The sequence below is a fragment of the Streptomyces sp. ID05-39B genome (assembly GCF_033794725.1).
GTDB lineage: Bacteria > Actinomycetota > Actinomycetes > Streptomycetales > Streptomycetaceae > Streptomyces > Streptomyces bobili.
This window is the reverse complement of record NZ_JARGEF010000137.1, coordinates 1-21,354: the sequence shown is the minus strand read 5'-3', so window position 1 is coordinate 21,354 and position 21,354 is coordinate 1. Positions and strand designations below refer to the sequence as shown.

Here is a 21,354-nt window from a genome sequence, read left to right as displayed (position 1 = left end):
GCGGCGCGGAGCGCGCGCAGGACGGGCGGGGGCGGCGCGGCGTACAGGACAGGGTGATCCCGTTCGCCGGCGGCGGTGTCGGGGAGGAAGGCCAGCTGTTCGCCGTCCAGGGAGAACTGGGCGTCCACGCCGGGCTTGTTGCCGCGCGGGTCCTGTCGGTGCCAGGCGCCGTTGAAGCGGACGGCGACCAGTCCGTGGACGACGTCGAACGTCTGGTAGCACAGTGCGGTGGGGATGTCCTCGGCACGCAGCAGTGCGGTCAGCGCGTGGGCCTTGGCGTAGCAGATGCCGGTGCGCTGCTCCAGTACGTCGGAGGCGCGCCAGGTGACCCGCAGGTCGCCGGAGTCCTGTGAGTGGGGGATGGTGTCCCGCACGAATTCGAAGGCCAGGCGCGCATAGGCATACGAGTCGTCCGCGTCCTTCGCCAGGCGCGCCGCGGTGTCCCGGACCAGGGGGTGGTGATGGTCGATGACCTCGTCGGCGGCCAAGTACGCGGACAGGTCGGGGGTTTCCTGGATCAGCTCCATGTCTGGAGAGCATAGGAACACGATCACCCGAACGTCAATCTTTTTCCAGGTGAACGCATACCTATGCAATCCTCGGGAGCCCGTCGGGCCACCGCCTCTAGCGGGCCATCTCCTCCTTGAGCGCCGCCACGAAGGCGTCCACGTCCTCCTCCGTCGTGTCGAAGGAGCACATCCAGCGGACCACGCCCGCCGACTCGTCCCAGAAATAGAAGCGGAACCGCTTCTGCAGGCGCTCGCTCACCTCGTGCGGCAACTTGGCGAAGACGCCGTTGGCCTGGACCGGGTAGAGGATCTCCACGCCGTGCGCCGCGCGCACGCCCTCGGCCAGACGCTGCGCCATCTCGTTGGCGTGCCGGGCGTTGCGCAGCCAGAGGTCCTTGGCGAGCAGAGCCTCCAACTGCACGGACACGAAACGCATCTTGGAGGCGAGCTGCATGGACAGCTTGCGCAGGTGCTTCATGTGGGAGACGGCGTCCTGGTTGATCACGACGACCGCCTCGCCGAACAGCGCGCCGTTCTTGGTCCCGCCGAGCGAGAGGATGTCGACGCCGACCGCGTTGGTGAACGTCCGCATCGGGACGTTCAGGGAAGCCGCCGCGTTGGCTATGCGGGAGCCGTCCAGGTGGACCTTCATGCCATGCGCGTGGGCGTGCTCGCAGATCGCCCGGATCTCGTCGGGCGTGTAGAGGGTGCCCAGCTCGGTGCTCTGGGTGATCGAGACGACCTGCGGCATCGCCCGGTGCTCGTCCTCCCAGCCGTACGCCTGCCGGTCGATCAGCTCGGGGGTGAGCTTGCCGTCCGGTGTCGGCACGGTGAGCAGCTTGAGGCCGCCCATGCGTTCCGGCGCGCCGCCCTCGTCCACGTTGATGTGGGCGCTCTCGGCGCAGATGACCGCGCCCCAGCGGTCGGTGACCGCCTGGAGCGCGACGACGTTGGCGCCGGTGCCGTTGAAGACCGGGAACGCCTCCGCCGTAGGACCGAAGTGGCCGCGGACGATGCGCTGGAGGTTCTCGGTGTAGTCGTCCTCGCCGTACGCCACCTGGTGGCCGCCGTTGGCCAGGGCCAGGGCGGCCATCACCTCCGGGTGGGCGCCGGCGTAGTTGTCGCTGGCGAAACCGCGGACCTCCGGGTCGTGATGGCGACGCGCGTCGGTCCGGGGTGGGTTCACGGCTTCTCGGTGAGCCACAGACGGTGTCCGTTCACTTCGGCGGCGGGCTTCTCCCAGACGTCGGCGATGGCCTCGGCCAGGTCCTTGACGTCGGTGAATCCCGCGAACTTCGCGTTGGGCCGGTCGGCGCGCATCGCATCGTGCACCAGTGCCTTCACCACCAGGATCACCGCCGCGGAGGTCGGCCCGTCGGGGCCCCCGGCCTTGCGGAAGTAGTCGGCCATCGACAGCGTCCACGCCTCGGCGGCGGCCTTGCCGGCCGCGTACGCGGCGTTGCCCGCGGTGGGGCTGCTCGCGCCCGCGGCGCTGATCAGGACGTACCGGCCGCGGTCGCTGCGCTGAAGCGCCTCGTGGAAGGCGAGCGTGGTGTGCTGCACGGTGCGGATGAGCAGCAGTTCGAGGAAGTCCCAGTCGTCGAGACTGGTCTTGGTGAAGGTCTCGCTGCCGCGCCAGCCGCCGACGAGGTGCACGAGCCCGTCCACCCGGCCGAAGTCCTTCTCGACGCGGGTGGCCCACTCCTGGGTCGACCGCAGGTCGAGCAGGTCGACCGGTTCGCCGATGACGGTCGCGCCGCCGGCGGCGTAGCTCGCCGCGTCCACGGCCTCCGCGAGACGCTCCGGGTCGTTGTCCGCGCCCACCACCGTCGCGCCCGCCTCCGCGAGCCTGATCATCGCCGCCCGGCCGGCGGGTCCGCCCGCACCGGCCACCGCGATCACCGCACCGCTGAGAGCCCCGTTCCCCATGGTCCTCGCCTCCTGAGCGTTCTCGGTACGCAGGTCGCTCACGCGGCGATCCGCTCGGCGCCGTCCGCCGTGATGCCCCGGGTCGAGGCAATCACGTTCTTCAGTTTCTTGGACAGTGCCTCATAGAACATGCTCAGCGGAAACTCGTCCGGAAGCACGTCATCGACGAGCTTGCGGGGCAGCTGGGTCAGGTCCAGGGCGTCCGGGCCCTTGGCCCACTTGGAGCCCGGGTGCGGGGCGAGGTAGGTGGAGACCAGTTCGTAGCCGGCGAACCAGTGGACGAGCTTGGGACGGTCGATGCCGTCGCGGTAGAGATTCTCGATCTCGGCGCACAGTTCGTTGGTGACCTGGGGGGCACGCTGCCAGTCGATGTGCAGCTTGTTGTCGGTCCAGCGGACGACGTCGTGCTTGTGCAGGTACGCGAAGAGGAGCTGGCCGCCGAGGCCGTCGTAGTTGCGCACGCGCTCGCCGGTGACCGGGAAGCGGAACATGCGGTCGAAGAGGACCGCGTACTGCACGTCACGGGCCTGCGGGATGCCGTCGCCCTCCAGCTTCACGGCCTCCTTGAAGGCGGTGAGGTCGCAGCGCAGCTCCTCCAGGCCGTACATCCAGAACGGCTGGCGCTGCTTGATCATGAAGGGGTCGAAGGGCAGGTCGCCGTGGCTGTGGGTGCGGTCGTGGACCATGTCCCACAGCACGAAGGCCTCCTCGCAGCGCTTCTGGTCGTGGACCATGGCGGCGATGTCCTCGGGCAGTTCCAGGCCGAGGATGTCCACGGCGGCGTCGGTGACACGGCGGAAACGGGCGGCCTCGCGGTCGCAGAAGATGCCACCCCAGGAGAATCGTTCCGGCGCCTCGCGTACGGCGATGGTCTCCGGGAAGAGGACGGCGGAGTTGGTGTCGTAGCCCGCCGTGAAGTCCTCGAAGGTGATGCCGCAGAACAGCGGGTTGTCGAAGCGGGTGCGCTCCAGCTCGGCCAGCCAGTCCGGCCAGACCATGCGCAGCACGACCGCCTCGAGGTTGCGGTCCGGGTTGCCGTTCTGCGTGTACATCGGGAAGACGACCAGGTGCTGGAGGCCGTCCGCGCGGTTCGCGGCGGGCTGGAAGGCCAGCAGCGAGTCCAGGAAGTCCGGCACCTCGAAGCCGCCCTCGGCCCACCGGCGCAGATCCTGCACCAGCGCGCGGTGGTAGTCCGCGTCGTGCGGGAGCAGCGGCGACAGCTCCTCGACCGCGGCGGCCACGCGGTTCACGGCCTCTTCGGCGTCGGCGCGCTCAGGGGCACCCTCGGCCGTGAAGTCGATCGACCCGTCCTTCGCCTGCCAGGGCCGGATCCGCTCCACGGCATCCTTGAGCACGGGCCAGGCCGGGTGCTCCACCACCCTGGCCACGGGAGGAACCCGCTCCTCCGCACCCACCTGCACAAGAATCTGCGTCATGTCCCATCCTCCACAGGAGAACCTCACGTATGGACACCGTACGCATAAGAGGATTCCTCCAGCAAGATGACCTTCGGGAAATTATCCTGCGTGACGCCATGGTCACCGCGTTTTTTCCTGCACGCCATCGGATGGGCAGATGCTTTCGGTGCGGGCCTCCGGGTAGGGATCTCTGGGATGCGCGACCCGGCGCACCGGTCCTCCCAGGGAAGCGAGCCGTCTCTTGAACCTCCTCACCATCGGCCACCGCGGGGTCATGGGCGTCGAACCCGAGAACACCCTCAGGTCGTTCGCCGCCGCCGAGCGGGCCGGTCTCGACGCCGTCGAACTCGACCTGCACCTGAGCAAGGACGGCGCGCTCGTGGTCATGCACGACGCCGAGGTGGACCGCACGACCGACGGCAGCGGGCCGGTCGCGGACCACACCCTCGCGGAGCTGCGCGCCCTGGACGCCGGGCTCGGCGAGCGGGTGCCGGTCTTCGAGGAGGTCCTGGCGGCGGTGTCGGTGCCGCTCCAGGCCGAGATCAAGGACGTACGGGCGGCGCGGGCGCTCGCCGAGGTGATGCTCGACCGGAACCTGGTGGAGCGGGTGGAGGTGTCCTCGTTCCACGACGAGGCGATCGCCGAGATGGCCCGGCTGGTTCCCGGCGTGCGCACCGCGCTGGTCGCCGGCCACTACCACCGGGACGTCGTCGAGCGGGCGGTGGCCGTCGGGGCCGCGACCCTGTGCCTGGACCTGCGGCGGCTCACCCTGGAGGTCGTCGAGGCGGCCCGCGGGCACGACCTGCGGATCATCGGCTGGGTGGTCAACACAGCGGACCAGCTGCGGCTGGTCCGGGCCTTCGGACTGGACGGCGCGACCACCGACCGGCCGGAGATCAGGCACACCGGCCGCCTCACCGCGTGAGCCTCAGCCGAGGCTCTTGACCAGCAGCTCGAACCGGAGGTCGTCGCGCTGCGGCACGCCGAAGCGCTCGTCGCCGTAGGGGAACGGCGTCATCCGACCGGTACGGCGGTAGCCGCGCCGCTCGTACCAGGCGATGAGATCCTCGCGCTGGAAGATCACCGTCATGTGCATCTCGGTGACGCCCCAGTCGGCGTGCGCCCGGCGCTCGGCCTCCGCGAGGACCGTCCTGCCGAGACCGCCGCCCTGGACCGTGGGGCTGACCGCGAACATGCCGAAGTACGCGTGATCGCCGCGGTGTTCGAGCTGACAGCAGGCGACGATCCGGCCGGCCCGCTCCACGGTGAGTACGCGGCTGTCGGGCGACTTGATGACCTCCAGGACGCCCTCCGGGTCGGTGCGCTGCCCCTCCAGGAGGTCCGCCTCCGTGGTCCAGCCGGCCCGGCTGGAGTCCCCGCGGTAGGCCGACTCGACGAGCGCTACCAGCGCCTCCACGTCGGCGTCGGTGGCGTCGCGGAAGCTGAACTCGGTGGCGGTGGTATCCATGCGGTGCTCTCCGGATCATCTGTCGCGTGGCTGGGCACCGCCGAGCCTAACCGGCGTCTAGGCTCCCCGTGCATGGTGCATGTACTGAGCAGTCGAGCCCTTCTCCGCCCCACCGACCCCGAGCGCTCCCGCGTCTTCTACGGCGAGCAGCTGGGCCTCGCCGTGTACCGCGAGTTCGGTACGGGGCCCGAGCGCGGCACGGTCTACTTCCTCGGCGGCGGGTTCCTGGAGATCTCCGGGCGGGCGCGGACGCCGGCGGAACCCGCCGTACGGCTGTGGATGCAGGTGCCGGACGTGGCGGCGGCCCAGGAGGAGCTGACGGCCGCCGGGGTGCGGATCGTCAGGCCCGCGGTGAAGGAGCCGTGGGGCCTGGTCGAGATGTGGATCGCCGACCCGGACGGCACGCCGATCGTGCTGGTGGAGGTGCCGGCGGGCCATCCGCTGCGGTACCGCCCGGGTACCTGACCTCAGCGGATGCCGCGGACCGGGCTCGGGCTTAGCGTGCTGGAGGGGGTGCTCCCTGCGGAAGGAACGCCATGAAGCTCGACGCGCCCGTGCCCGGTGGGCCCTGCTGGGCCGAGCTGGGGACCGACGATCTGGCCGCCGCCCAGCGGTTCTACACGGAGCTGTTCGGCTGGCGGTGCGAGACCGATCCGCGGCAGGAGGCGGGCGACTACACCGTCGCGCATCTCGGGGACGCGGCCGTCGCCGCGCTCACGCCGCTCTACCAGCAGGGCCGGCCGGTCGCCTGGAACGTGTCCTTCGGGGTGTCCGACGCCGACGTCACCGCGCGGATGATCGAGGAGGCCGGGGGCAAGGTGCTGGTCGGCCCGATGGACGTGTTCGACGTGGGCCGGTTCGTGGTCGCCCTCGACCCGGGCGGCGCGGCCTTCCAGCTGTGGCAGGCCCGCGGCTTTCCGGGAGCGGGGCTGTTCAACGCGCCCGGCTCGCTGGGCTGGGTGGAGCTGGTGACCCGCGACACCGCGCGGGCCGAGGCCTTCTACACCACCGTGTTCGGCTGGACCGTGGCCACCTCGGAGCACTACACCCAGTGGGGCGTCGGCGGCGCCGACTTCGGCGGCATGACGACGATGGACGACACGTTCCCGCCCGAGGTGCCGCCGCACTGGCTGCCGTACTTCGCGGTGGCCGACGTGGACGCCTCGACGGCGGCGGCCGGACGGGCGGGCGGCACGGCACTGACGGAGCCGGTCTCCGTGCCGGGCGGCCCACGGATCGCGGTGCTGCGGGACCCGCGGGGAGCGGTGTTCGGCGTGTACCGGGCCGCCGACGAGCATTGAGCCGGGCACCCGGTTGTCTTCGAGCGCACTTGAGGCCCTAGCGTCGTGCCATCGGTGACTTCGATCGCCTTGGGGTTGCTCGCAATTGCTGGGGATTGCCCGCGATCGACGTGCGAACGCCTGGCGACTGCCTTCAGGGGGAGAACGACGACATGCGGTACACACTGTTCGGCCGGACCGGTCTGCGCGTCAGCGAGCTGGGCCTCGGGGCGATGACCATGGGCGGCGACGGAGGCTGGGGCGCGGACCAGGAGACCAGCGCGAAGATGCTGGACCGCTACGCGCGGGCGGGCGGCAACTTCGTCGACACGGCCAACATCTACACCGGGGGCGACTCCGAGCGCTTCCTCGGCACGCTGCTGGAAGGGCGGCGCGACGAGTTCGTCCTCGCCAGCAAGTACACCTGCGCGGTCCGCGAAGGGGACGTCAACGCCGCCGGCAACCACCGCAAGAACCTGGTGCAGTCCGTGGAGGCGAGCCTGGGCCGGCTGCGCACCGACCGGCTGGACGTGCTGTGGGTCCACGCCCGCGACCAGTTCACCCCGGTCGACGAGGTCATGCGCGCACTCGATGACCTCGTACGCGCGGGCAAGGTGCTCTACGTCGGCGTCTCGGACTGGCCCGCCTGGGAGATCGCGCAGGCCAACACCCTTGCCGAGCTACGGGGTTGGACGTCGTTCGCCGGCTCGCAGCTGCGGTACAGCCTGCTGGAGCGCACCCCCGAACGCGAACTCCTGCCGCAGGCACGGGCCTTCGACATGGCGATCATGGCGTGGGCTCCCCTCGCGGCCGGAAAACTCACCGGGAAGTACCGGCGGGGCGAGTCCGGCCGGCTGGGGTCCGGTGAGGAGGACCGGCGCGAGGCGGCCGTGATCAGCGCCGTCCTGGAGATCGCGGAGGAGGGAGGCTGGAGCCCGGCCCAGGTCGCGCTGGCCTGGCTGCTCGGCCGCCCCGGGAACGTCGTACCGCTCGTCTCGGCCACCAGGGAGAGCCAGCTCGCGGACAACCTCGGCTGCCTCGACGTCCGCCTGGACGGCGACGCCGTGGCCCGCCTCGACGAGGTGAGCGCCGTGCCGCTCGGCTTCCCGCACGAGTTCCTGCGCGATCCGGGCGTCACCCGCACCGTCTACGGCGACCGCTGGCAGGCCATCGACGACCGGCGTACCACGCACCGCCGTACGGTGCACGACGTGCGGTGACCGTACGCCCTCAGATCCGCAGCGCCCGCGTGTGCTCCTCCAGGCGGCTGAGCAACTCGCTGAGCAGCCCCGCGAGTTCGTCCTGCCGGTCGGCGTCCAGGGCGGCCAGTACGGCACGCTCGTAGGCGAGTTGCTCGGGCAGGACGCCGTCGATCAGGGTACGGCCGGCCTCGCTGAGGCTCAGGTGGGCGACGCGGCGGTCCCGGGTGTCGCCGCGCCGCTCCACCAGGCCTCGTTCGGTCAGCGCTCTGACGCGCTTGGTGACGGCGGTGCCCGAGGAGAACGTCTCACGGGCGAGTTCGCCGGGGGTCAGCTCGTGACCGGTGCGGCGCAGCGCGCCGAGCAGGTCGAACTCCGCCCGGCTGAGCCCGGCACGCCGCAGCGGAGCGTCCTCGGCCTGCTGGAGGAGTGCGGCACAGCGGTTGACCCGCCCGATGATCTCCACGGGGCCGGTGTCCAGCTCTGGCCGCACGGCCTGCCACCGGCGCACCACCGCGGCGACGGTGTCCGTACGGCCGCCGTCTCCTTGGGTGCCTCCCCCTTGGGTGCCTCCTCCTCGAGTGCCCTCTCCTTGAGTGGCGGGACGGCCCTGCGCGGCGTCGCCGCCGTCGAGCGGCCCCCGCGCGCTCGCGTCGCCGTCGGCCGGCCGGCCCGCGTCGTCCCCGTCCACAGGCTGTCCCTGCGTCGCCGTCATGGCCGTACGTCCTCCGGTCTCGCCTCGTCGTGCCGGGCCAGGAGGAGTTCCTGGCGCCGGACCGTCGCGGCGAGCGTACGGTGTCCGGCCCCCGCGGCCGCGACGACCCGCTCCCGCGGCGGGCGCGCCGCCACCGCTCGGGGAGCACCGCGTCGGCGGGGACCTCCTCACCTCCCGTGCTCCCTCGAATGCTCCCCGTGTACTTCCTTGCGCTCGCGTGCGCGCCGCATGGCGGGGGCATCGCATTCCTGGACCGTCCGTCGAGCGGGGAGGTACGCGTGCACGGACCGGCTTCGCCCGGCTGGCTGCTGGTCGCGTTGTGCGCGGCGACCGGGGCCTACTGCCTGCTGCGGATGCGCAGCAGCGACGAGACACAGCGCCGGGCCGCGGGCGACGAGGCGCTCATGGGCTTCGGCATGGCCGTCATGGCGGTGCCGGGCTCGGCCTTCACCCCGCCGGCCTGGGTGTGGCCGGCGTACGCGGTGGTCTTCGGCGGAGCCGCGCTGCGGGCCCTCTGGGTGGCCAGGGGCGGAACCCACCATCTGCACCACCTGGTGGGGGCCGCGGCCATGGTCTACATGGCGGTCGTGATGACCGCCTCCCCCACGGCCGGCCACGCGCACGGCGGCTCCGGGGTGCCCCTGCTCACGGGCGGGCTCCTCGTGTACTTCGCCGCGTACGTCCTCGTCTCCGGCGTACGGCTGCTGCCGGTGGCCGCAGCCGCGGGGAGTGCGGCCGCGGGGAGTGTCCCGGCGTGGGGCGACCGGCCCGAGCTGGCTCGGGCCTGCCGGCTGTCGATGGGGATCGGGATGCTCGCGATGCTGCTGACGATCTGAGGCGGTACCCCGGTGCGGCCCGTCCCGCAGGCCCACGTCCCGCAGGCCCACGTCCCGCAGCGCGTGCACCCGCTGCTGACGCCCGCGGACCGGCTCACGACGGCGCGCAGACCGCGTCTGACAGCCCGCGGCCTCGGTGGTACCGGTGGTACCGGTGGTACCGGTGCTGGTGCCCTGCGCCGGCGTCGCGGGCGCTCGGCCGAGAATGCGGGCCCCGGGTTGGCTTCATACTCCGGAGTTCGGCAAGGATCACTTCATGCACTCCCTCTCCGTCGACTCCCCGCCCGCCCAGTCGCCGTACCGCACAGCGGTCCGAACGGCGATCGCCCTGGGCCTGTGCTCGCTCGTGCTGCTGATCCTGGTGGCGGCAGAGTGGCACCCCCTGCTCTCCGTCGACGGAGACGTCTCCCGCACGACACACCGCTGGGCCGTCGCCGACCCCGAGGTCACCCACGCGTTCCGCATCCTGACGGACTGGGTCTGGGACCCGCTGACGATGCGACTGCTGTGCGCGGCGGTGGCCGTGTGGCTGGTGTGGCGGCGCGGGGCCTGGTGGACGGCGGTGTGGCTGGTCACGGTGTCGGCGGTCGGCACGGCCCTCCAGCAGGGCCTCAAGGCCGCGCTCGGCCGCGAACGCCCCGTCTGGACCGACCCCGTCGACTCGGCCCACTACGCGGCCTACCCCTCCGGCCACGCCCTCACGGCCACCGTGGTCCTGGGCCTCCTCCTCTGGCTCCTGCACCGCCACGGCGCCGGCCCCGTCCTGTGGCGCACGGCGATGTCCGTGACCGTCGTCTCGGTGGTGGGCGTCGGTCTGACCCGCGTCTGGCTGGGGGTGCACTGGCCCACGGACGTCGTCGGCGGCTGGCTCATGGGCGCGATGCTGGTGTCCCTGGCGATCGCGGCCCATGTGCGGTGGCGGCCGTGACGACGCCTTTGCGGTGGCGGCCGTGACGACCCTTTTCCGGTGGCGGCCATGAGCCCGCCGGGACGCCGGTACGGCTACGTGGGTCCGCCCGAGCTGCGGGAGGCGGTCGTCGCCGGGACCGAGGGACAGGTGATCCGCCGGACCGCCGCTCTCGACGCGTGGACGGCCGTGGCCGGGCAAGGACGGAGAGAAGACGGTCACCTTCGTCGTCGGGCCGGACGGTCTGCTGCGGCCGGCACCCCGGCGCAGTGAACATGTCGCCTGCGCGGGCGGTGGCGAGGTGCTCGGCGCCGGGGAGGTCACCCTGCGCCGGACGGGCGGCGGTTGGCGGGAGGCCGAGGTCAGCAACCAGTCCACCGGCTACTGCCCCGACCCCGACTCCTGGCCGGCCGTCGCCGCCGCCCTGGACCGCGCCGGCGTCGTGCGCCCCGAGGGTTTCACGCACGCGCCGGTGTTCCGCCGCTGCGAGCGCTGCCGGGAGAACAACGTGGTCCGCGAGGGCGTCTTCGTCTGCGTGTTCTGCGACGCGGATCTTCCCGCGGCCTGGAACCTCCGCCCGTCCCCTTCCTAAGATCCACTCCATGACTTCCACAGTGCTGTTCGACTTCTCCGGAACCCTCTTCCGCATCGAGTCCGCCGAGGCGTGGCTGCGGACCGTCCTCGACGCGGCCGGTTCCGTGCTCCCCGAGGGCGAGGTGGCGGAGACCGCGCGGGCGCTGGAGGCGGCCGGTGCGCTGCCCGGCGGGGCGTTTCCGGTGCGGGTGCCCGAGGAGTTGGCGGGGCTGTGGCGGGCGCGGGACGAGAGCGCCGAGCTGCACCGGGCCGCGTACACCGGGCTCTCCCGTCAGGTGCCGCTGCCCGACCCGGCCCTGCACGACGCCTTGTACGACCGGCACATGGAGCCGGCCGCGTGGGCGCCGTACCCGGACGCCTCCCAAGTGCTGAGCACTCTGCGCGAGCGCGGGGTGCGGGTGGGTGTGGTGAGCAACATCGGGTGGGATCTGCGGCCGGTGTTCCGCGCGCACGGCCTCGACGCGTATGTCGACACGTATGTGCTGTCGTACGAGCACGGGGTGCAGAAGCCCGATCCGCGTCTGTTCGCGACGGCGTGCGAGGCGCTCGGCGCCGATCCGCGCGCCACGCTGATGGTCGGCGACAGCCGGCCGGCCGACGGCGGGGCGGCGGCCCTCGGCTGCTCGGTGTACTTCGTGGACCATCTGCCGGCCGCCGAGCGGCCGGACGGCCTGCTGCCGTTGCTGGACCTGGTGGGGTGAGCCCGTACTCCCCGGCGGGGCGGCGACCGAGGGGGCGGAGCGGTGCGCCCGGAGAACAGAACCGGAACTCGAACCGCTCGAAAAGGAGCCTCAGGCCACCATCGGGGAAGCAGCACGCCCACTCTGGACGATCCCCCGCGTCGCCCAGAGCGGGCGGCCCCCGGTACGCCTCCGAAAACGGAACCGGCCGGGCTGCGCTGAGTATAGTTGGCTGGCAGCCAGTCAACGCAGGAGTTACAGCATGTCCCCGCGCAGCGCCTCGGTCAATGAAGAATTGCGTCGGCGTTCCCGGGAACGGTTCCTCCAGGCGGCGATCGAGCTGGTGGGCGAGCGCGGGTACGAGGCGACGACGCTCGGCGACATCGCGGACCGGGCGGGCTCGGCCCGCGGTCTGGTGTCGTACTACTTCCCCGGCAAACGCCAGCTGGTGCAGTCGGCCGTGCACCGGCTGATGCACCGCACGCTGGAGGAGGCGCTGGAGCGCGAGCCCCGCACCGAGGACGGCCGGGAGCGGATGGCGCGGGCCGTCGACGCGATCCTGGGACTGGCCCGCGACCGCACGGTGCTGATGCGTCAGCACATGGCGGGGCTGCTCCAGGCGGAGGGCTTCGTGCGGTGCCCCGAGCAGCGGCGGCTGGCCGAACTGCTGCGGGACACGGTGGCCCGGCACGGCTCAGCGGACGTCGACACCGACTATCCGATGCTGCGCTCCCTGCTCATGGGCGCCGTCTACGCCATGGTCCTGCCGAACGTGGGCATGCCTCTCGCCCCGCTGCGGGCGGAGCTGTTCGCGCGCTACCGGCTGGACTGGGACCAGGGCGTCCCGCCGGACCCCGAGGCGCCCGGCGGGACGTGTGACACCGATTTCTCGCGTTTCTTCTCGACGGGACGGCCCTCCGCGGACCGGTAGCACGCCGCGGACGAGCCGAAGCCCGTCGATCAGTCGAAGTAGTCCGGCTGCGTCTGGACGTTCAGTTCAGGCAGTCGCACGTACTTCGCCGGGTCCGTGCGCCGGTCGTGGATCTTCAGCACGTCGAGGCCCTTGGCGATGTCGTTCGAGTAGATGTAACCGTTGTAGTAGTACGCCGACCAGGGGCCGGCGGTCGTCAGCCGCTCGGTGTTGACCGGGCCGCGCTCGAAGTAGGCGATCTCCTTCGGGTGGGCGGAGTCGGTGAAGTCCCAGACGGAGACGCCGCCCTGGTACCAGGCCTGGACCATGATGTCCTTGCCCTTGACCGGGATCAGCGAGCCGTTGTGCGCGACACAGACCTCGGTCGGCGCCTGGGGGCGGTCGATCTTGAAGTAGCTGCGGAAGACGAGCTTGCGCTTGTCGCCCTTGCCGACGATGTCGTAGATGCCGTCGGCGCCCTTGTCCGGGCCGATCTCCGCGGTGCAGGTGGCCGCGCCTCCGCCGCCCAGCTCGTCGGTGAAGACGACCTTGTTCGCCTTCAGGTTGAAGGTCGCCGAGTGCCAGAACGCGAAGTTCACGTTGTCCTGGACCCGGTCGATGATCTTCGGGTTCTGCGGGTCCTCGATCGAGAACAGGATGCCGTCGCCCATGCAGGCGCCGGCCGCCAGGTCCTTGTCCGGCAGCACGGTGATGTCGTGGCAGCCGGTCGTCTTGGAGACACCCGGGTTGGTGGGTCCGCCCGGGTTGCCGCCGCCGTCCGGCCCCTCACCGGGGAACAGGACCGGGAAGTTCACGATCGCGGCCTTCTCCGGTGCCTTGCGCGGCACCTTGATGACCGAGATGCCGTCGTGCGGGGGCTGGCAGTCGGGGTAGGCCGCGTTGGGCGAGTACGACGAGACGTAGACGTAGACGTTCTTGCGCTCGGGCACCAGCGTGTGGGTGTGCGAGCCGCAGGCGGTCTCGACGGCGGCGACGTACTGGGGGTTCGTCTTGTCGCTGATGTCGAAGACCTTCATGCCCTCCCACGAGGACTTCTCGGTCGCCGGCTGCGTGGTGCTGTTGCAACTGCTGTCGCTGCGCGAGGAGTCGGTCGACAGGAACAGCAGGTCGCCCGAGACGGAGATGTCGTTCTGCGAACCGGGGCAGAGCACCTGGGAGACGGTCTTCGGCGCCTTCGGGTTGCTGATGTCGAAGATGCGGAAGCCGTCGTAGTTGCCCGCGAAGGCGTACTTGCCCTGGAAGGCAAGGTCCGTATTGGTGCCGGGCAGCACGTCCTTGGGGATGTTGACGAGGTGCTCGATGTTGGCGGAGTGGATGATCTCGTCCTGGCCGGGTATCTCGCCGTCGGCGATCGCCTCGGCCACCTCGGCCTGTGCGTTCTGGGACACTTCGCGTTCCACGGCCGGGCCGTCCCCCGGGTCGGGGGTCGCGGCGGCCGGTACCGCCGCGAGCAGCGTGGCCAGGAGTCCGGCACAGGCCGCGGCAACTCCCAGGCGTCTGTGCCGCGTTCGGGATTCGTTCAACAGGATCACTGCGTCCTCCCTCGTAGCCGTTCACGGGGAACGGTTCACGGTCCTCCGAAGTATCGTCTTCATCATGCACAGATCAACAGGCGGCAACGCATTCGTCATGAATGTTTTCGATCAGTAGGGCGCAGACTCGTACCAGGGCGGTCCGGGACCGTCCGCTCACCCTTGGCCGGTTCTCAACCCGCCAGCACCTGGAGGTCGTTGTGTTCGTCCGCCGTGCGCCCTTTGTCGCCGCCGCGCTGTTCGCCCTGGTCCTGACGGGCTGCGACTCCGCTGCGGACACCGGCTCCGGCGCGGCCGCCGGGCCTTCGGTGATCGCGCCGGGAAAGCCGGGCGAGGCCAACCGGACGCTCTCCGCGCAGGACGCGGCCGAACAGCGCGTCGACGACGACACCCCCAACTCCGCGGACATCGACTTCGCCCGGATGATGATCGAGCACCACCGTCAGGCCCTGGAGATGACCGGACTCGTCCCGAAGCAGGCCGAGTCCGGGAAGCTCAAGGCACTCGCCTCCCGGATCACGGCCGCGCAGGGTCCGGAGATCCAGGCCATGGAGAGCTGGCTTGCGACCCACTCCGGCAAGGACGGCGGCGCCGACGACGGGACGGGCGGCGGGCACGAGCACACGGCGGCGGCCAACATGCCCGGGATGGCGACCGAGGCGCAGCTGAAGGAGCTGCGGGCGGCGCGCGGAAAGGCCTTCGACCAGCTCTTCCTGACCTTGATGATCACCCATCACGAGGGCGCCGTCACCATGGCCGCGGACGTCAAGGCGCAGGGGAACAACGTACGGATCGAGGAAATGGCGGACGATGTCGTCGCGGAGCAGACGACCGAGATCACCCGGATGCGGGCGATGCTCTGACGGGACCGTCCGGCCCGCTCAGCGGCGTGCGTGACGCGGTGTCAGGAAACCGGCGTCACGCGCTTGCGCGATCATGCTCAGGGATCTGCGCCGGCTGTGCCCGGTGGTCCGCATGACGGCGAGCACGGGGTCGGCACCCTGCTCCTGCGCCGCGCGGTACTCGTCCGCGACCAGCCGGCGGCCCTCGATGCCGCGCGGCCGGACGGGCCGTGCCCGCCGGGCGCCGGAGCCCCCGGGGGCGATCCCCGCCGCCGGCCCGTCGGACCCGTCCGGCCCAGTCACCGACGGCGACTGACGGCCACTGCCGCACCACTCGAAGAGCGGCTCCTCGATCCACTCCGCGAGCACGCTCAGGTCGTCCAGGGAGAGCGCCGGGCATGACCTGACGTCCTCGACAGAGACGCTCTCGGCGCTCACGACCGCCAGCACCTCGACGCACGCCTCGTCGGGGAACGCCAGCCGCACGGTGCACCAGGACGTCGGCTCGCCGTCCTGGTGCACTTCCCACGCGGGCCGCACCGACACCGTGCCGTCCTCGGCCCGGCGGCCGGAAAGATTGAGAAACGATGTTTCCATCACACACGCAAAGTAACCGCATGATCACTTTGCCTACGAACGGACACGCACGCCCGGTCGGCGTACGGCACCCTGTCAGCCGAGCCCCCGCGGTGCCATGCTGGGAGCATCAGCGCTCTCCTGCGTCCCCCTGGGGTAAGGAGTTCGACCGTGCTGCGTGTCGCCGTCGTCGGCTCCGGGCCGAGTGGGGTCTACACCGCCCAGAGCCTCGTCCAGCAGGACCCCGAGGTGCTCGTCGATGTCCTCGACCGGCTGCCCTGCCCGTACGGACTCGTGCGGTACGGCGTCGCCCCCGATCACGAGAAGATCAAGTCGCTCCAGCAGAACCTGCGTACGGTCCTGGAACACGAACGGGTGCGTTTCCTCGGCGGGGTGCGGATCGGGGCGGACGGGGTGTCCGTGGACAGGCTCCGGGAGCTGTACCACGCGGTGGTGTACTGCGTGGGCGCGGCGGCGGACCGCCGGCTGGGGGTCCCCGGCGAGGATCTGCCGGGCAGCTTCTCGGCGACGGAGTTCGTGGCCTGGTACAGCGCCCATCCGGACGCCCCGGCCGACGGTTTCGTGGCCGGCGCCCGGTCCGCCGTCGTGGTGGGGATGGGCAATGTCGCCGTGGACGTCACCCGCATCCTGGCGCGCGGCACGGCGGAGCTGAGCCCCACCGACATACCGCAGGCGGCGCTCACCGCGCTGGCCGCGAGCGAGGTGACCGACATCCACATGGTGGGGCGGCGCGGCCCCGCCCAGGCCCGCTTCACCACCAAGGAGCTGCGGGAACTGGGCACCCTGCCGGACACCGACGTACTCGTCGACGAGGCGGAACTGGAGCTGGACCCGGCCTGCGCCGACCCGTCCGCACTGCCGGCGGCCCAGCGCCGCAACATCGAGGTGCTGCGCGGCTGGGCTGCCCGGCCACCACGTGGTCTACGGCGCCGCGTTCACCTGCGCTTCTTCCTGCGGCCCGGCGAACTGCTGGCCGGTGAGGGCGGCCGGGTGGGTGCCGTACGGTTCGAGCGGACCGCGCCCGACGGGCACGGCGGGGTGACGGGCACCGGCCGGTTCGAGGAGATCGGGGCCCAGCTGGTGCTGCGGTCCGTGGGCTATCGCGGAGTGCCGCTGGAGGGGCTGCCGTTCGACGCGGAGCGCGGCACGGTGCCGCAGCTCGCGGGGCGGGTGCTGCGCGGGGGTACTCCCTCGCCGGGCGAGTACGTGGCGGGCTGGATCAAGCGCGGCCCGACCGGCGTGATCGGCACCAACCGGCCGTGCGCGAAGGAGACGGTGACCTCGCTGCTGACGGACTCCCCCGCGCTCGCCCGGCGGGAGCTGCCCGGTGACCCGCTCACGCTGCTGCGGCAGGCCGGAGCCGAGCCGGTCGGATGGGCCGGGTGGCTGGCGATCGAGCGGGCCGAGGCGGCATGGGGCGCCTCCTTGGGGCGTGGCGTGGTGAAACTCCCGGACTGGTCGGCGCTGCGGTCCGCGGCGGGCCGGGGATAGGGACCCCCTCCGGACCACGCACAGCCAGATCGTTGCGATGGTGGCGGCCGCTTCGGCCCCGGTCCTCGGCGGCGCGGGACCGGTCATGTTCGGGACGGTCGCGGCGAGCGGCGAGCGGCCTGCGGACGCCGGCCCAGGCCGACTCCGAGGACAACCACCATCTGACCGTGCTCGCGGTGTCGGTGGCGATGGGCGTGCTGCCGGTGGGCGTGCCGACGGTCTACGAGAAGTTCCCCGACTCGTTCCAGACGGTGATGAACAGCGGCATCAGCGCGGGCTGCGTGACCGCGATCGTACTGAACCTGCTGTTCAACCACCTTCCGGGGAAGGCGGGTTCACCCGTCCAGGAGCCGGCGGGACTCGCGGGCGGCGGCGTCGAGGACGGCGTCGAGCAGCCCCGGGAAGAGGTCGTCCAGGTCATCCTTGCGCAGCCCGTTCATCTTGGCCGTGCCCCGGTAGACCTGCCGTCCGCAGCACGGTCTCGGCCCGTTCGTCCCCGGTGCCGTGATCCGGGGACGGGCCGGACCCGGCCGCCGCGCGGGCCAGGTCCCGGAAGCGGTCGTAGGACACGGCGAGCCCGTCGACGTCAGAGACGACGACCCCTCGGTCCTCCAGCCTGCGCAGTGCGCCGACGGCGTCCCTGGCCGCCAGGCCGGTCCGCTCGGCGATCTCCTCGGCGCTCGTGGCGCCCAGCGCCACGGCGGCGAAGACCCGGACCCGCCTCTCGTCGGCGAACAGCCTCACCACGTCGTCGGCCGTCATGCGCATACCTCCGTCCCTCCGGGGCGGGGGCCCCAGTCGCGGCGACGCTACGTCGCCCACCCGCTCCCCCGCCCGCGAATTTCCGCGCCGTCCGCGGCGACCGGCCTCAACTCACCGTGCACTGAGCCCCGTTGAGGGTGAAGGAGGAGGGCGCCCTGCTGTCGCCCGAATGGCTCGCCTGGTAGCCGAGGGTGACGCTCGCGTTCGGCGCGACCGTGCCGTTGTACGACGCGTTCGTGGCCGTCACCGTCCCGGAGGCCGGGGTGTACGTGGCACCCCAGCCGTTGGTGACGGTCTGCCCGGTGGGCAGGGTGAAGCCGAGCCGCCAGCCGTTCACCGCGGCGGTACCGGTGTTGGTGAACGTCACCGAGGCGGTCAGGCCGGTGTTCCACGCGCTGGTCGTCACGGTCACCTTGCAGGCGCCGGCCGGCTCGGGGCCCGGTCCCGGTCCACCGCCCGCGTCCAGGCCGAAGAAGGTGAGCACCCTGTCGGCCATGCCCCACGCGTAGAGGTTGTGTCCCACGCCCTGGAGACTGATGGCCTCCACGGGGGCCCGGTCCCCGGTGGAGCCGTAGCGGGTGCGGGTCCAGCCGGTCTGCGGCGAGTCGGTCGCGGCCGGGGTCTGGCCGATCCCCCGCACCTCGGTCCACTGCTCGATCTCCTCGCCGAAGTTGGGATGGCGCAGCACGTCGTCCTCGGTGCCGTGCCACAGCTGCATGCGCGGCCGGGGTCCCGTGTATCCGGGGTACGCGCCTCGCACGAGGTCACCCCACTGCTGCGGAGTGCGGTTCACCGTGCCGCCGGAGCAGGCGCTGTTCCACTCGGAGCCGTCGGTGGTGGCGAAGCAGCCGAACGGGACCCCGGCGAACGCGGCGCCCGCCGCGAACACGTCGGGATAGTCGCCGAGCAGGACGTTGGTCATCATCGCCCCGGAGGAGATGCCGGTGGCGAACACGCGCGCGGCGTCGGTGGAGTACGCGGCGCCCACCCAGTCGATCATCGACTTGATGCCGACGGGGTCACTGCCGCCGTCACGCCTGAGCGCCTGCGGCGAGGAGACGTCGAAGCACCTGCTGCCGCGGGTGACGGACGGATAGACGATCAGAAACCCGTATCGATCGGCGAGTTGGGCGTACTCGGTGCCGGAGTGCATGGCCGGTCCCGAGCCGCCGCACCAGTGCACGGCGACGAGGACGGCCGGGTGTGCGGTGACATTGGCCGGCGCGTACACGTACATCTGCAGGTTGCTGGGGTTGGCTCCGAAGCCGGTGACCTCGGTGAGGGTGGCGGGCGGAACGGCCGCCGGGGCGGACTGCGGGCGGGCGGAGGCGGTGGGGACGGCGAGGAGGGCGCCGGTGAGGAGGAGCACCAGCACCGCGAGTACCGAGCGCAGCGCTCTCCTGGGGAAGTCGGGGGTGATCACGCTGGTCCCTTCTGTGTGCGGCTCGTCGTGCGCGAAGGAGGGTTTCTCAGGGCATCGATCCCGTGGCGATCAAGGGGCTCCGAAACGGATGGGAGACACCCGAACCCGCATAGTGGCATGCACATGCCTGCCATGGAAGCGCTCCCACACCCTTACCTCGAAGCCCCTTACCGGCCCGCTTCGGCGGCCGGATGTCTTCTGCGCGAAACGTTGACTAGAAAGCGCTTGCCCCCTACCTTCCGTTCAGGAGTGTGGACGAGCCGCCCACTGCTACCCAGCCAACTCCACACTTCACGCGTCACACTGTTCAGCAGCACAACCAGTGTTCACGTATGCGATCCGCTGGTTACGCGGAGGATCCCTCCGGCACGACCATCGGAACGCTGCGACCATCCCCCACCTGGAAGAAGGCATCGGGACATGACTTCCCCAGCATCCCTGCGCACCCATGGGCGCGCACTGACCGGCTCACTGGCCGCCCTCGGCCTAGCGGTTGGCATGATCATGACTAGCGGAGCGCTCACTCCGGCGAGCGCGGCCACCTGGCCCACCGCGAACGGCAGCCAGGGCGTCTCCTCCACCATCCCGCTCTCCGGTACCAAGGACTACGGGATGAAGCGCCTGTACGGCACGGGCGACCTGGGCAGCGGCAGCCAGGACGAGGACCAGGGCCCGATCCTGGAACTGGCCGCCGGCACCGTCCTGAAGAACGTCATCATCGGCGCGCCCGCCGCCGACGGCATCCACTGCAAGGGCAGTTGCACGCTCCAGAACGTCTGGTGGGAGGACGTCGGCGAGGACGCGGCGACCTTCCGCGGCTCCTCCTCGTCCAACGTCTACAACGTGGTCGGCGGCGGGGCGAAGGAAGCCAGCGACAAGGTGTTCCAGTTCAACGGCGCCGGGACGCTGAACGTCTCCAACTTCGCCGTGAAGAACTTCGGCACCTTCATACGCTCGTGCGGCAACTGCTCCACGCAGTACAAGCGGACGATCAACCTCAACACCGTCGAGGTGACCTACAAGGGCGGCAAGCTCGTCGGCATCAACACCAACTACGGCGACAGCGCGACCCTGCGGGGCATCACCATCGTCGGGGACACCAGCAAGAAGATCGTCCCCTGCCAGAAGTACATCGGCAACGACGACGGTGACGAGCCGACGACGAACGGCTCGAACGCCGACGGCACGTACTGCAAGTACTCCAGCTCGGACATCAAGTACAAGTAGATGACCTACGAGCAGGTGGCCCAAGAGCAGATGGCCCAGGAGTAGATGGGTTGGAGATCGTCTGCGAACGGGCCGAGCACCCGCAGGCCGGGATTCCCCCCACGGACGGCCGGAGGAAGCGACCCGCACGCGCTTCCTCCGGCCGTCAGGCGTGCGCGTGGGCCGTCACCTCCCGCTGGAAGTCGGCGTAGGCGGCGCGCAGTGCGGCACCCGGCCAGTCGGCCGGCAGCAGTTCGGGAGGCAGCACCGGGTCGGCGAGGAGATGGCGTACGACGGCCGCGAAGGCGGTGAAGCGGTCGGCCGGGCGATCGGCCCGCGCCAGGTGCGCGAGCAGGGCCCGGCCCTGGCCGGCCCACTCCCCCAACGGCCAAAGCGAGGCCGCCAGTTCCTCGGCGGGAGTCTCCGGTCGGGCGGTGAAGTACCGGGTGACGCCGTCGAGTTCGGCCGGCCAGGGGCGGATCAGGGTCGCGGGGCGCAGCCAGACGCCCTCGCGCAGCTCGGCGAGGCGCAGCCGGGTCAGCCCGGTGCGCAGTTCGGCGCGTTCGGCGGGGCCGCGGCCGGTCGCGGTGATCACGGCCATCTCCCAGTCGCCGTCCCAGGGCCGGGTCGCCGGGTGCACGGCGTCGTCCTGCCTCCGCTGGCGTTCCAGCAGGCGCTCGCTGAGGCCGTACACGGAACCGGTGCGCCGCAGGTCGCCTGCCGTCACCATCCGGCTGAGCGCGGCCCGCAGGGTGGAGCCGCCGACGCCGAAGGGTTCCACCAGCCGGACGAGATCCTTCACCGGCAGTTCGGGCGGGTGGATGCCGAGCAGCAGACTCAGCACCACCGACCGGGCCGACAGCGGCGGCAGCTCCACCTCTCCGGGCCCGGAGATCACGTTCCTGCGCATGAGGCCGTACTGTACGTCCACCATCAGTGTTGCACTATTGCTGCGACTGTGCGTGACATGCAACATTTAAGGCATGACCCTCATGGACGCAGAGCCCCGCACCCCGTCCCCCGCCACGCATGACG

24 protein-coding genes and 1 pseudogene are annotated in these 21,354 nt (G+C 71.2%); 14 read left to right on the top strand and 11 right to left on the bottom strand.

Going from position 1 to position 21,354, the window contains the following annotated elements; translation table 11 throughout:
• The 4 genes from P1P75_RS25970 to P1P75_RS25955 all read right to left on the bottom strand — a co-directional run.
• A partial coding sequence (locus P1P75_RS25970) for a transglutaminase family protein (RefSeq protein ID WP_319259472.1) occupies nt 1-527 on the bottom strand: 527 nt, incomplete at its 3' end.
• Between the two features lie 97 nt (nt 528-624).
• On the bottom strand, nt 625-1,695 hold the full coding sequence (locus P1P75_RS25965) for a low specificity L-threonine aldolase (RefSeq protein WP_319259469.1): 1,071 nt from the start codon (nt 1,693-1,695) through the stop codon (nt 625-627).
• On the bottom strand, nt 1,692-2,438 hold the full coding sequence (locus tag P1P75_RS25960; RefSeq protein WP_319259477.1) for an SDR family NAD(P)-dependent oxidoreductase: 747 nt from the start codon (nt 2,436-2,438) through the stop codon (nt 1,692-1,694). The genes P1P75_RS25965 and P1P75_RS25960 overlap by 4 nt, the downstream gene beginning before the upstream one ends.
• A gap of 38 nt (nt 2,439-2,476) precedes the next feature.
• The gene (locus tag P1P75_RS25955; protein ID WP_319259467.1) at nt 2,477-3,874 is read right to left on the bottom strand and encodes a DUF6421 family protein; all 1,398 of its coding nucleotides are present in this window, start codon (nt 3,872-3,874) and stop codon (nt 2,477-2,479) included.
• Between the two features lie 223 nt (nt 3,875-4,097).
• On the opposite strand from P1P75_RS25955, the gene P1P75_RS25950 reads away from it, so the two are divergent.
• Complete coding sequence (locus tag P1P75_RS25950) at nt 4,098-4,781, top strand: glycerophosphodiester phosphodiesterase family protein (RefSeq protein ID WP_319259464.1); 684 nt, start codon at nt 4,098-4,100, stop codon at nt 4,779-4,781.
• 3 nt (nt 4,782-4,784) lie between these two features.
• Here the strand turns inward: P1P75_RS25950 and P1P75_RS25945 are convergent, their stop codons facing one another.
• Entirely contained in the window at nt 4,785-5,324 is a 540-nt protein-coding gene (locus tag P1P75_RS25945; protein WP_319259462.1) for a GNAT family N-acetyltransferase, read from the bottom strand.
• A gap of 72 nt (nt 5,325-5,396) precedes the next feature.
• On the opposite strand from P1P75_RS25945, the gene P1P75_RS25940 reads away from it, so the two are divergent.
• The 3 genes from P1P75_RS25940 to P1P75_RS25930 all read left to right on the top strand — a co-directional run bounded on the left by P1P75_RS25940 (nt 5,397) and on the right by P1P75_RS25930 (nt 7,824).
• Nucleotides 5,397-5,789, top strand: a complete 393-nt coding sequence (locus P1P75_RS25940) for a VOC family protein (RefSeq protein WP_319259459.1) — start codon at nt 5,397-5,399, stop codon at nt 5,787-5,789.
• Between the two features lie 71 nt (nt 5,790-5,860).
• Nucleotides 5,861-6,625, top strand: a complete 765-nt coding sequence (locus P1P75_RS25935) for a VOC family protein (protein ID WP_319259456.1) — start codon at nt 5,861-5,863, stop codon at nt 6,623-6,625.
• A gap of 152 nt (nt 6,626-6,777) precedes the next feature.
• Nucleotides 6,778-7,824, top strand: coding sequence for an aldo/keto reductase (locus P1P75_RS25930; protein ID WP_319259453.1), 1,047 nt, complete (start codon nt 6,778-6,780; stop codon nt 7,822-7,824).
• Between the two features lie 10 nt (nt 7,825-7,834).
• Here the strand turns inward: P1P75_RS25930 and P1P75_RS25925 are convergent, their stop codons facing one another.
• Nucleotides 7,835-8,518, bottom strand: coding sequence for a MarR family transcriptional regulator (locus P1P75_RS25925; protein ID WP_319259450.1), 684 nt, complete (start codon nt 8,516-8,518; stop codon nt 7,835-7,837).
• Nucleotides 8,519-8,796: 278 nt separating this feature from the next.
• On the opposite strand from P1P75_RS25925, the gene P1P75_RS25920 reads away from it, so the two are divergent.
• The 6 genes from P1P75_RS25920 (at nt 8,797) to P1P75_RS25895 (ending at nt 12,466) form a co-directional block, all read left to right on the top strand.
• On the top strand, nt 8,797-9,354 hold the full coding sequence (locus P1P75_RS25920) for a DUF5134 domain-containing protein (RefSeq protein WP_319259447.1): 558 nt from the start codon (nt 8,797-8,799) through the stop codon (nt 9,352-9,354).
• 256 nt (nt 9,355-9,610) lie between these two features.
• On the top strand, nt 9,611-10,282 hold the full coding sequence (locus P1P75_RS25915) for a phosphatase PAP2 family protein (protein ID WP_319259444.1): 672 nt from the start codon (nt 9,611-9,613) through the stop codon (nt 10,280-10,282).
• 39 nt (nt 10,283-10,321) lie between these two features.
• Nucleotides 10,322-10,534, top strand: a complete 213-nt coding sequence (locus tag P1P75_RS25910; RefSeq protein WP_319259442.1) for a hypothetical protein — start codon at nt 10,322-10,324, stop codon at nt 10,532-10,534.
• Nucleotides 10,535-10,562: 28 nt separating this feature from the next.
• On the top strand, nt 10,563-10,853 hold the full coding sequence (locus tag P1P75_RS25905; protein ID WP_319259440.1) for a hypothetical protein: 291 nt from the start codon (nt 10,563-10,565) through the stop codon (nt 10,851-10,853).
• A 10-nt stretch (nt 10,854-10,863) separates the two neighbouring features.
• On the top strand, nt 10,864-11,556 hold the full coding sequence (locus P1P75_RS25900) for an HAD-IA family hydrolase (RefSeq protein ID WP_319259437.1): 693 nt from the start codon (nt 10,864-10,866) through the stop codon (nt 11,554-11,556).
• Between the two features lie 241 nt (nt 11,557-11,797).
• Entirely contained in the window at nt 11,798-12,466 is a 669-nt protein-coding gene (locus P1P75_RS25895) for a helix-turn-helix domain-containing protein (RefSeq protein ID WP_319259434.1), read from the top strand.
• A 29-nt stretch (nt 12,467-12,495) separates the two neighbouring features.
• Here P1P75_RS25895 and P1P75_RS25890 read toward each other — a convergent pair whose 3' ends face one another.
• Nucleotides 12,496-13,998, bottom strand: coding sequence for a hypothetical protein (locus P1P75_RS25890; RefSeq protein ID WP_319259431.1), 1,503 nt, complete (start codon nt 13,996-13,998; stop codon nt 12,496-12,498).
• A gap of 200 nt (nt 13,999-14,198) precedes the next feature.
• Here P1P75_RS25890 and P1P75_RS25885 point away from each other — a divergent pair, with 200 nt between their 5' ends.
• Nucleotides 14,199-14,861 carry a DUF305 domain-containing protein gene (locus tag P1P75_RS25885; RefSeq protein ID WP_319259429.1) on the top strand — a complete coding sequence of 221 codons (663 nt, stop codon included), beginning with the start codon at nt 14,199-14,201 and terminating at the stop codon, nt 14,859-14,861.
• An 18-nt stretch (nt 14,862-14,879) separates the two neighbouring features.
• Here P1P75_RS25885 and P1P75_RS25880 read toward each other — a convergent pair whose 3' ends face one another.
• The gene (locus P1P75_RS25880; protein WP_319259474.1) at nt 14,880-15,386 is read right to left on the bottom strand and encodes a DUF6214 family protein; all 507 of its coding nucleotides are present in this window, start codon (nt 15,384-15,386) and stop codon (nt 14,880-14,882) included.
• A 201-nt stretch (nt 15,387-15,587) separates the two neighbouring features.
• On the opposite strand from P1P75_RS25880, the gene P1P75_RS25875 reads away from it, so the two are divergent.
• Nucleotides 15,588-16,928, top strand: a complete 1,341-nt coding sequence (locus P1P75_RS25875) for an FAD-dependent oxidoreductase (protein ID WP_319259425.1) — start codon at nt 15,588-15,590, stop codon at nt 16,926-16,928.
• A gap of 25 nt (nt 16,929-16,953) precedes the next feature.
• Nucleotides 16,954-17,341, top strand: a pseudogene (locus tag P1P75_RS25870) (purine permease); the annotation flags it as partial.
• Nucleotides 17,342-17,345: 4 nt separating this feature from the next.
• Here the strand turns inward: P1P75_RS25870 and P1P75_RS25865 are convergent.
• Both P1P75_RS25865 and P1P75_RS25860 read right to left on the bottom strand, forming a co-directional pair.
• Complete coding sequence (locus P1P75_RS25865) at nt 17,346-17,690, bottom strand: hypothetical protein (RefSeq protein ID WP_319259422.1); 345 nt, start codon at nt 17,688-17,690, stop codon at nt 17,346-17,348.
• A gap of 106 nt (nt 17,691-17,796) precedes the next feature.
• Nucleotides 17,797-19,113, bottom strand: coding sequence for a PHB depolymerase family esterase (locus tag P1P75_RS25860; RefSeq protein ID WP_319259419.1), 1,317 nt, complete (start codon nt 19,111-19,113; stop codon nt 17,797-17,799).
• Nucleotides 19,114-19,533: 420 nt separating this feature from the next.
• On the opposite strand from P1P75_RS25860, the gene P1P75_RS25855 reads away from it, so the two are divergent.
• The gene (locus P1P75_RS25855) at nt 19,534-20,340 is read left to right on the top strand and encodes a pectate lyase (protein WP_319259416.1); all 807 of its coding nucleotides are present in this window, start codon (nt 19,534-19,536) and stop codon (nt 20,338-20,340) included.
• Between the two features lie 145 nt (nt 20,341-20,485).
• Here P1P75_RS25855 and P1P75_RS25850 read toward each other — a convergent pair whose 3' ends face one another.
• Nucleotides 20,486-21,229 carry a PaaX family transcriptional regulator C-terminal domain-containing protein gene (locus P1P75_RS25850; RefSeq protein WP_319259413.1) on the bottom strand — a complete coding sequence of 248 codons (744 nt, stop codon included), beginning with the start codon at nt 21,227-21,229 and terminating at the stop codon, nt 20,486-20,488.
• Nucleotides 21,230-21,354: the final 125 nt, after the last annotated feature.

Bases quoted from the DNA above. Each gene is read 5' to 3' on its own strand.
- P1P75_RS25960 (WP_319259477.1), bottom strand. From the start codon at position 2,438: ATGGGGAACGGGGCTCTCAGCGGTGCGGTGATCGCGGTGGCCGGTGCG.
- P1P75_RS25955 (WP_319259467.1), bottom strand. From the start codon at position 3,874: ATGACGCAGATTCTTGTGCAGGTGGGTGCGGAGGAGCGGGTTCCTCCC.
- P1P75_RS25945 (WP_319259462.1), bottom strand. From the start codon at position 5,324: ATGGATACCACCGCCACCGAGTTCAGCTTCCGCGACGCCACCGACGCC.
- P1P75_RS25940 (WP_319259459.1), top strand. From the start codon at position 5,397: ATGGTGCATGTACTGAGCAGTCGAGCCCTTCTCCGCCCCACCGACCCC.
- P1P75_RS25935 (WP_319259456.1), top strand. From the start codon at position 5,861: ATGAAGCTCGACGCGCCCGTGCCCGGTGGGCCCTGCTGGGCCGAGCTG.
- P1P75_RS25930 (WP_319259453.1), top strand. From the start codon at position 6,778: ATGCGGTACACACTGTTCGGCCGGACCGGTCTGCGCGTCAGCGAGCTG.
- P1P75_RS25925 (WP_319259450.1), bottom strand. From the start codon at position 8,518: ATGACGGCGACGCAGGGACAGCCTGTGGACGGGGACGACGCGGGCCGG.
- P1P75_RS25915 (WP_319259444.1), top strand. From the start codon at position 9,611: ATGCACTCCCTCTCCGTCGACTCCCCGCCCGCCCAGTCGCCGTACCGC.
- P1P75_RS25900 (WP_319259437.1), top strand. From the start codon at position 10,864: ATGACTTCCACAGTGCTGTTCGACTTCTCCGGAACCCTCTTCCGCATC.
- P1P75_RS25895 (WP_319259434.1), top strand. From the start codon at position 11,798: ATGTCCCCGCGCAGCGCCTCGGTCAATGAAGAATTGCGTCGGCGTTCC.
- P1P75_RS25865 (WP_319259422.1), bottom strand. From the start codon at position 17,690: ATGACGGCCGACGACGTGGTGAGGCTGTTCGCCGACGAGAGGCGGGTC.
- P1P75_RS25855 (WP_319259416.1), top strand. From the start codon at position 19,534: ATGACTTCCCCAGCATCCCTGCGCACCCATGGGCGCGCACTGACCGGC.
- P1P75_RS25850 (WP_319259413.1), bottom strand. From the start codon at position 21,229: ATGCGCAGGAACGTGATCTCCGGGCCCGGAGAGGTGGAGCTGCCGCCG.